The 7,981-nt window shown below is 72.1% G+C and carries 4 protein-coding genes; 2 read left to right on the top strand and 2 right to left on the bottom strand.

Going from position 1 to position 7,981, the window contains the following annotated elements; genetic code table 11:
• Positions 1–42: 42 nt before the first annotated feature.
• Together ACFU5F_RS34690 and rpsO are read right to left on the bottom strand one after the other, a co-directional pair.
• Positions 43–2,262, bottom strand: coding sequence for a polyribonucleotide nucleotidyltransferase (locus ACFU5F_RS34690; RefSeq protein WP_383896140.1), 2,220 nt, complete (start codon positions 2,260–2,262; stop codon positions 43–45).
• Positions 2,263–2,677: 415 nt separating this feature from the next.
• Positions 2,678–2,965 carry a 30S ribosomal protein S15 gene (gene rpsO, locus ACFU5F_RS34685; RefSeq protein ID WP_005479656.1) on the bottom strand — a complete coding sequence of 96 codons (288 nt, stop codon included), beginning with the start codon at positions 2,963–2,965 and terminating at the stop codon, positions 2,678–2,680.
• Positions 2,966–3,376: 411 nt separating this feature from the next.
• Between rpsO and ACFU5F_RS34680 the strand changes: the two genes are divergently transcribed.
• Together ACFU5F_RS34680 and ACFU5F_RS34675 are read left to right on the top strand one after the other, a co-directional pair.
• Complete coding sequence (locus tag ACFU5F_RS34680) at positions 3,377–3,670, top strand: DUF397 domain-containing protein (RefSeq protein WP_383896136.1); 294 nt, start codon at positions 3,377–3,379, stop codon at positions 3,668–3,670.
• A gap of 477 nt (positions 3,671–4,147) precedes the next feature.
• Positions 4,148–7,912: an SCO5717 family growth-regulating ATPase gene (locus ACFU5F_RS34675; RefSeq protein ID WP_383896134.1), complete on the top strand. Its 3,765-nt coding sequence runs from the start codon at positions 4,148–4,150 to the stop codon at positions 7,910–7,912.
• Positions 7,913–7,981: the final 69 nt, after the last annotated feature.

Raw genomic sequence — 7,981 nt, 5'->3', positions numbered from 1 at the left:
CCTCCGTGGAGGTGCGGGCCGTCGCCTTGGAGCTACGGGACGTCACTTGTCGCCGTCGTCCTTCTTGTCCTCGGAGCCTTCTTCGCCCTCGATCACGGGGATGAGGGAGAGCTTCCCGCGGGAGTCGATCTCGGCGATCTCGACCTGGACCTTGGAGCCCACGCCGACGACGTCCTCGACGTTCTCCACGCGCTTGCCGCCGGCGAGCTTGCGGATCTGCGAGATGTGCAGCAGACCGTCCTTGCCCGGGAGCAGCGACACGAACGCGCCGAAGGTCGTCGTCTTCACGACGGTGCCCAGGTAGCGCTCGCCGACCTCCGGCATGGTCGGGTTGGCGATGCCGTTGATCGTGGCGCGGGCGGCCTCGGCCTGCGAGCCCTGCTGGGCACCGATGTAGATGGTGCCGTCGTCCTCGATCGTGATCTCGGCGCCGGTGTCCTCCTGGATCTGGTTGATCATCTTGCCCTTGGGGCCGATGACCTCACCGATCTTGTCCACGGGGATCTTGACCGTGATGATCCGCGGGGCGTTCGGGGACATCTCGTCCGGCGTGTCGATCGCTTCCATCATCACGTCGAGGATGTGGAGGCGGGCGTCACGGGCCTGCTTGAGGGCGGCGGCCAGGACGGAGGCGGGGATGCCGTCCAGCTTGGTGTCGAGCTGGAGGGCGGTGACGAACTCCTTGGTGCCGGCGACCTTGAAGTCCATGTCGCCGAAGGCGTCCTCCGCACCGAGGATGTCGGTGAGGGCGACGTAGTGCGTCTCGCCGTTGATCTCCTGCGAGATCAGGCCCATGGCGATACCGGCGACGGGGGCCTTCAGCGGCACACCGGCGTTCAGCAGCGACATGGTGGAGGCGCAGACCGAGCCCATGGACGTCGAGCCGTTGGAGCCGAGGGCCTCGGACACCTGACGGATCGCGTAGGGGAACTCCTCGCGCGTCGGCAGGACCGGCACGATCGCGCGCTCGGCGAGCGCGCCGTGGCCGATCTCGCGGCGCTTGGGGGAGCCGACGCGGCCGGTCTCACCGACGGAGTACGGCGGGAAGTTGTAGTTGTGCATGTAGCGCTTGCGGGTCACCGGGGAGAGGGTGTCCAGCTGCTGCTCCATACGGAGCATGTTGAGGGTGGTGACGCCCAGGATCTGGGTCTCGCCACGCTCGAACAGCGCCGAGCCGTGCACGCGCGGGATGGCCTCGACCTCGGCGGCCAGCGTACGGATGTCCGTGACGCCGCGGCCGTCGATGCGGACCTTGTCCTTGATGACGCGCTCACGGACCAGGGACTTGGTCAGCGAGCGGTACGCGGCGGAGATCTCCTTCTCGCGGCCCTCGAACTGCGGGAGCAGCTTCTCGGCGGCCAGACCCTTGACGCGGTCCAGCTCGGCCTCGCGCTCCTGCTTGCCCGCGATGGTGAGGGCCTGCGTCAGCTCGTCCTTGACCGCGGCGGTGAGCGCCTCCAGGACGTCGTCCTGGTAGTCGAGGAAGACCGGGAACTCGCCGGTCGGCTTGGCGGCCTTCGACGCGAGGTCGGCCTGGGCCTTGCAGAGGACCTTGATGAAGGGCTTCGCGGCGTCCAGACCGGCGGCGACGACCTCCTCGGTCGGCGCCTCGGCGCCGCCCTGGACCAGCTGGATCGTCTTCTCGGTGGCCTCGGCCTCGACCATCATGATCGCGACGTCGCCGTCCTCCAGGACACGGCCGGCGACGACCATGTCGAAGACGGCGTCCTCCAGCTCGGTGTGCGTCGGGAACGCCACCCACTGGTTGTTGATCAGCGCGACGCGGACGCCGCCGATCGGACCGGAGAAGGGCAGACCGGCCAGCTGCGTGGACGCGGACGCGGCGTTGATCGCGACGACGTCGTACAGGTGGTCGGGGTTGAGCGCCATGATCGTGGCGACGACCTGGATCTCGTTGCGCAGGCCCTTCTTGAAGGACGGGCGCAGCGGGCGGTCGATCAGGCGGCACGTGAGGATGGCGTCCTCGGAGGGACGGCCCTCGCGGCGGAAGAAGCTGCCGGGGATCTTGCCGGCGGCGTACATCCGCTCCTCGACGTCCACCGTGAGGGGGAAGAAGTCGAGCTGGTCCTTGGGGTTCTTGGACGCGGTGGTGGCCGACAGCACCATGGTGTCGTCGTCCAGGTAGGCCACGGCGGAGCCGGCGGCCTGGCGGGCCAGACGGCCCGTCTCGAAACGGATGGTGCGGGTGCCGAAGGAGCCGTTGTCGATGACGGCCTCGGCGTAGTGGGTCTCGTTCTCCACTAGCGAATTCTCCGATACTTTTCGTCTTTCGTCCCTGGGCCTGCCCGTGTGGCAGGGGGACGGTGGCGGAGAAGCGCGCCGTCTGGTGCGGGCCGGTCTTCGATCGAAGCCCTCGGGGTTCGCAATCCCCCGGGGGCCACTACCGAGGACCGGCGGCGGCGAGGTGCGCTTCTCCTCGTACGTGTGCGTGCGTCGCCCTCCGGGCGCCTCACGCTGGGTCGTGCCTCATGCGTTGTGCTACCACACTACAAAGGGGTGGTGACACTCCGCACGTTTCCACCTGTACGTCCCGCGTGCGTCGGGGCCGCGCGCCCCCTCCGAGGGGGCCGGCGCTGACCCGGTGAGCGGTCTGCCGGTGCGTACAGCAAAGGGAGCGGTCCCCCGATCTTCCGGGAACCGCTCCCCTCACGGCGTCCTACTTGGCGCCCGCCGCACCACGGCGGATGCCGAGGCGGTCGACCAGCGCACGGAAGCGCTGGATGTCCTTCTTGGCGAGGTACTGCAGCAGGCGGCGACGCTGACCGACCAGGATCAGCAGACCACGGCGGGAGTGGTGGTCGTGCTTGTGGGTCTTGAGGTGTTCGGTCAGGTCCGAGATGCGGCGGGAGAGCATCGCGACCTGGACCTCGGGGGAACCGGTGTCGCCCTCCTTGGTACCGAACTCGGTGATGATCTGCTTCTTCGTAGCGGCGTCGAGCGACACGCGATACTCCTCATGAGTCTCGTTGATGCCACCGAGTGCCCCTGGTCTGCGTCTCAGGGGGGCTTCTGTGACTCGGGTGGCGGGGTCCGCTGGGGGCTACCTCCGGAATCCGGGGGTGCGCACACAAACGGCCACGGGACAGAGTACCAGCCTGGACGGATACGTCCGACCCGGGGCTGGGGCCGGGGTCGGGGGCGGGGTCGGAGCCTCGGGAGAGGAAACCTTCATCCCGAAGGGGCGGGCGGGGCCCGGCCGGACGCGGCCGCGCGAGCGTCAGCCCTGCGGTGCGCGGACATCGGCAAACCCCTGACCAGGGCGAACAAGGACAAGTAGGGTGACCTGACAGCTTGTTGGCACGAAGCTCGTCGACACGACGAAGCTCGTCGGCACGGACGAAGGGACCCAGGCGCGATGGCCGAGGCCGAGGACAAGGAACTCAAGGCGCGCAAGGAACGGGAGAAGGACGAGCTGTACGCCCTCGACATCTCCGGCGTCGAGTGGCACAGCGCGCCGGGGACCGAGGATCAGGAGGAGCGGGTCGAGATCGCCTACCTCCCGGAGGGTGCCGTCGCCATGAGGTCCTCGCTCGACCCCGACACCGTGCTGCGGTACACCGCGGGGGAATGGCGGGCGTTCGTGCTGGGGGCGCGCGACGGGGAATTCGATCTGGAGCCTGCTCCGGGGGGCGCCGGGTCGGATGCGTAGCGCGGACGCGTAGCGGACAGGGCGCGCAGTCGGGCGCGTCGGTCCGGCGATGACGTAAGGGGCAGGGGCCGAAATCGGCTGCCTGCCCCTCGTGTTGTGTGGACTTGTGTGGACCGTTGACAGGGACCCTTTTCATGGGGCGTTCCATGGAGCGGGTGTCCGCAGTGGTTCATGGGCCGGGTCGGCCGTGGGACAAGTCGGGCGCACCAAGATCCAGTCTGAGCATCATGCCCAAGTTGCTCCCCTTTCAAGATGCTTGGGCGCTTCGTCTCTGACGGTCGGAAGAGACGGGCCTGCCGGGCCCGGGGCGGTGATGATTAGGCTGGGGTGCAGCACGTCGCGAGTTGCCCGCACGCGGGTGGTACGGGCTGTGTGACTTGGCCCGGGGCCCGAGGGGGGACCAGCCCGGCGACATCGGACGACAGCAACGGTCGCCCCAGCACGCCATGAGGGTGCTCGACCACACCAGGAGGAACTGTGAGCAGCGATCGGGACGGGATGCGCGGGGGCTGGGCCACACCCGACGATGACCAGCCCGACGCGGAGTCCGCCATCGAGATGACGGGCGAGTTCACCATCGACTACGCGCCGCCTGCCTGGTACACGCAGAACGCCACGTCGGGAGCGGCGGGGTGGGTGCCGGGCGCGGGGACGGATACGGGTGCGGGTACGGGAACGGAGACCGACTCGGGTGCCGATGCTGGTGCCGGTGCTCGTGCGGGGGGCGTTCCTCCGGCCGCCGGTTCCGTGACGCCGCCGCCCGGGCTGCCGTTCGCGCCGCCCGTCGGTGCTCCTCTCGACATGTCCGGCGTGCCCGGTTCGTATCCGCCTCCCTGGCCTCCGTCGGCCCCCGCGCCCGTGGCTGAGGCCGCCGGCGGGGGCGGAGGTGAGGGGGACATCGAGAGCGGGGCGACCATGCGGATCTCCGCCGCCGCGATGAAGCGTGAGACCGAGGACGCCGCTCCCGCCCAGGGTGGCGCCCCTGGTGCCGCGCATGCCGGTGACTTCCCGTTGCACGCGCCGCAGGCCGCGGGCGGAGCGCCGCAGAGTGTCGCGCCCTCCGACGCCGGGGCCGGCGGTGGCGACAGCGACGGTGGTGGGGCGCCGGTCGCCGGAGACGTGACGGCGTCCGGTGCGGCCGCGGAGGCGCGGCCTCCGGTGGCGGACGGCGCCGATGCCGCCGTAGCCGGTGCCCGTGACGCCGGTGGTGCTGGTGACACCGGCGATTCCGGTGTCGCGCAGCCCGCGGAGACCGTGTCGTCGCCTGCCGAGGGGCAGAACTCCCAGGGTGGAGAGGGCGACGGCGGTACGGGCAGCGGGGGTTCGGCCGCCGCGGAGGCGTCCGGTGAGGCCGGGGCCACCGAGGCCGGTGTCGTAGGGGCTGACGTCGTGGAGGTCTCAGCCGCGGCCGGTGCGGCCGGTGTCGATGCCGCCGAGGGTGAGCAGCCCGGCGGTGCCGTGCGCCCCGATGTCGCTTCCGGCGGGGCCGAGGCTGCTGATGTCGTCGAGCAGGATGGCGTATCGCCGGGTTCCGGCCCGCAGGATGGTCCCGCTCCGGGCGCCGCCCCGCAGTCGGCTGTTCCCCAGGACCTCGCTCAGCAGGCCGTGGCTCCGCAGGACATTGCTCCGCGGGACTCCGGTTCGCAGGGCGCCGCCCCCGCCGAGCCCGCCGACGGCGCCCCCGGCACCGCCGGAGCCCAGGGCCAGGCACCGCAGCCCGTTGAGCCCCAGGCCGCGGCAGCTCAGCCGGTGGCACCCGAGGTCGCCGCACCCGCCACGGGCGCCCCCGGAGGAGTCACGCAGGCACCTCCCTCCTGGACGCCTCCGGCTCCGCAGGGTGTGCTTCCGCCGTTGCCGCCCGCCTACCAGCCGGCCGCACCGGCAGCGCCTGCCGTGGGGGCGCAGTGGCCGCCCGTCGCACCGACGGCGTCGGAACAACCCGAGGAGGTCGGCCGGCAGCCCGCGGTCGCGCAGGGCGAGCCGTCCGTACCGCCCCAGCAGCCGTTCCCCCCGCAGGCACCGCAGGGTGGGCCACCCGCGGCCTGGGGCAACCCGGTGACCGCTTCATCCGGTGCTTCCGCTCTGCCCGGGGCACCTGACGCGCCTGTCGCACCCGGTGCGCCCGCTCCTCCCGAGGCCCCTGCCCCCTCCGGTGAGCCCGGCAGCCCCGGTGTCTCCGTGCCGCCGGGCCCCCATGCCTCCGGCACGCCGGGCGCCCCGGGCACGCCCGTGGCCCCTTACAGCCCCGGCGCCCCCGGTTACCCCGCGGCGCCCGGCACCCCCGACGCTCCCGCCGGGCCCGTGCCCCCCGGCACCCCCCATGGCTTCGGCCCACCGGTCACCCCCGGTGCGCCCCTGTCTCCCCACCATCCCGGCGCCCCCGGTTACCCCGCGGCGCCCGGCACCGCGGGGACTCCCGGCGCACCCGTGCCCCCCGGCACTCCGGACGCCTCCGGCACGCCGGTCCCTGCGGCCCCGGTGGCCCCGGCCCCGCCGGCCGCGCCCCACCAGCAGCCGCAGGCCCCGACGCCCACGCCCGAGCCCGCACCCCACCAGCAGCAGCCGGCTCCCCAGGCACCCGGCGCCCTCCCCTCCCCCGCCGGTTACGGCTTCCCTCAGCAGGCGGCTCCACCGGTTCAGCAGCCCGGGGGCCAGCCCGGCGTCCCCGCGCCCACCCCGCCTCCGGCGCAGCCCGCCCCGGGTTACGGTTTCCCGCAGCCCGGCGCGTCCGTACCCCCGCAGGCACCCGTCCCGCAGCAGGCCGGCTACGGCTTCCCCCAGCAGCCGGCCCAACCAGGGCCGCCCGCCGAACAGCCCGCGCCTCAGCCCGGTTACGGCTTCCCGCCCGGCGCCCCGGCCGCCCAGGGACCGCCCAACTCCCCCACTCCCCCGAGTGGTTACGGCTTCCCCCAGCCCGGCCAACCGGAGCACCCGGGACATCCCGGCCAACCCGGCGGGCAGGCTCACCCCTCCGCGCCCGTGGACCCCCGTACCGGCGCGGCCTGGCCGCAGCCCGTGCAGCATGATCAGCGGCAGCCCACCAACCCCGGTGTGGCGCCGCTCGGTTACACGGCCGCGGTGGAGCTGTCGTCCGACCGACTGCTGAACAGCAAGAAGCAGAAGACGAAGAGCAGCCGCCCGGCCTCCGGGGGCGGGCGGTTCAGGCTGGGCGGGAAGAAGGAGGAGGCCGAGCGGCAGCGGAAGCTGGAGCTGATCAGGACGCCGGTGCTGTCCTGCTACCGCATCGCGGTCATCAGCCTCAAGGGCGGCGTCGGCAAGACGACGACCACCACGGCCCTCGGCTCGACGCTCGCCACCGAGCGGCAGGACAAGATCCTCGCGATCGACGCCAACCCGGACGCCGGAACGCTCGGCCGTCGCGTGCGGCGCGAGACCGGGGCGACCATCCGTGACCTCGTCCAGGCGATCCCGTACCTCAACTCGTACATGGACATCCGGCGGTTCACCTCGCAGGCGGCCTCCGGGCTGGAGATCATCGCCAACGACGTCGACCCGGCCGTCTCCACCACGTTCAACGACGAGGACTACCGGCGCGCGATCGACATCCTCGGCAAGCAGTACCCGATCATCCTCACCGACTCGGGCACCGGCCTGCTCTACAGCGCCATGCGCGGGGTGCTCGACCTCGCCGACCAGCTCATCATCATCTCGACACCGTCCGTGGACGGGGCGAGCAGCGCCAGTACGACACTGGACTGGCTGTCCGCGCACGGCTACCAGGACCTGGTGGCCCGTTCCCTGACCGTCATCTCGGGCGTGCGGGAGACCGGCAAGATGATCAAGGTGGACGACATCGTCGCCCACTTCGAGACGCGCTGCCGCGGTGTCGTCGTCGTCCCCTTCGACGAACACCTGTCGGCCGGCGCCGAGTTGGACCTCGACATGATGCGGCCGAAGGTGCGGGAGGCGTACTTCACGCTCGCCGCCATGGTCGCCGAGGACATCGCCAGGCACCAGCAGTCGCACGGCCTGTGGACCTCCGACGGCAACCCGCCGCCGGTGGTCGCGCCGCCGCTGCCCGGCCAGCAGGTCCCCGGCCAGCAGCCGTACCCGCCGCAGCAGCAGCAGGGCCAGCCGTATCCCGGTCAGCCCTACCCGGGTCAGCCGGCCCCCGGCCAGGCCCCGCAGCCCTACGGCCACCCGTACCCGCCCCAACACCCGCAGCACCCGCAGCACCCACAGCAGGGCCAGCCCTACCCGCCGGCCCCGCCGCAGCAGTAGACGCGGCAGCCGGGCAACCAGAGGGCCCGTACCGTTCACGAACGGTACGGGCCCTCTGCCTGTCAGCTC

The sequence above is a fragment of the Streptomyces sp. NPDC057438 genome (assembly GCF_042802995.1).
GTDB lineage: Bacteria > Actinomycetota > Actinomycetes > Streptomycetales > Streptomycetaceae > Streptomyces.
Note: the sequence above shows the minus strand (reverse complement) of the source record. Positions and strands in the feature narration are given on the sequence as shown.

Excerpts from the sequence above, each read along its gene's own strand:
- ACFU5F_RS34680 (WP_383896136.1), top strand. The coding sequence starts at position 3,377 with ATGGCCGAGGCCGAGGACAAGGAACTCAAGGCGCGCAAGGAACGGGAG.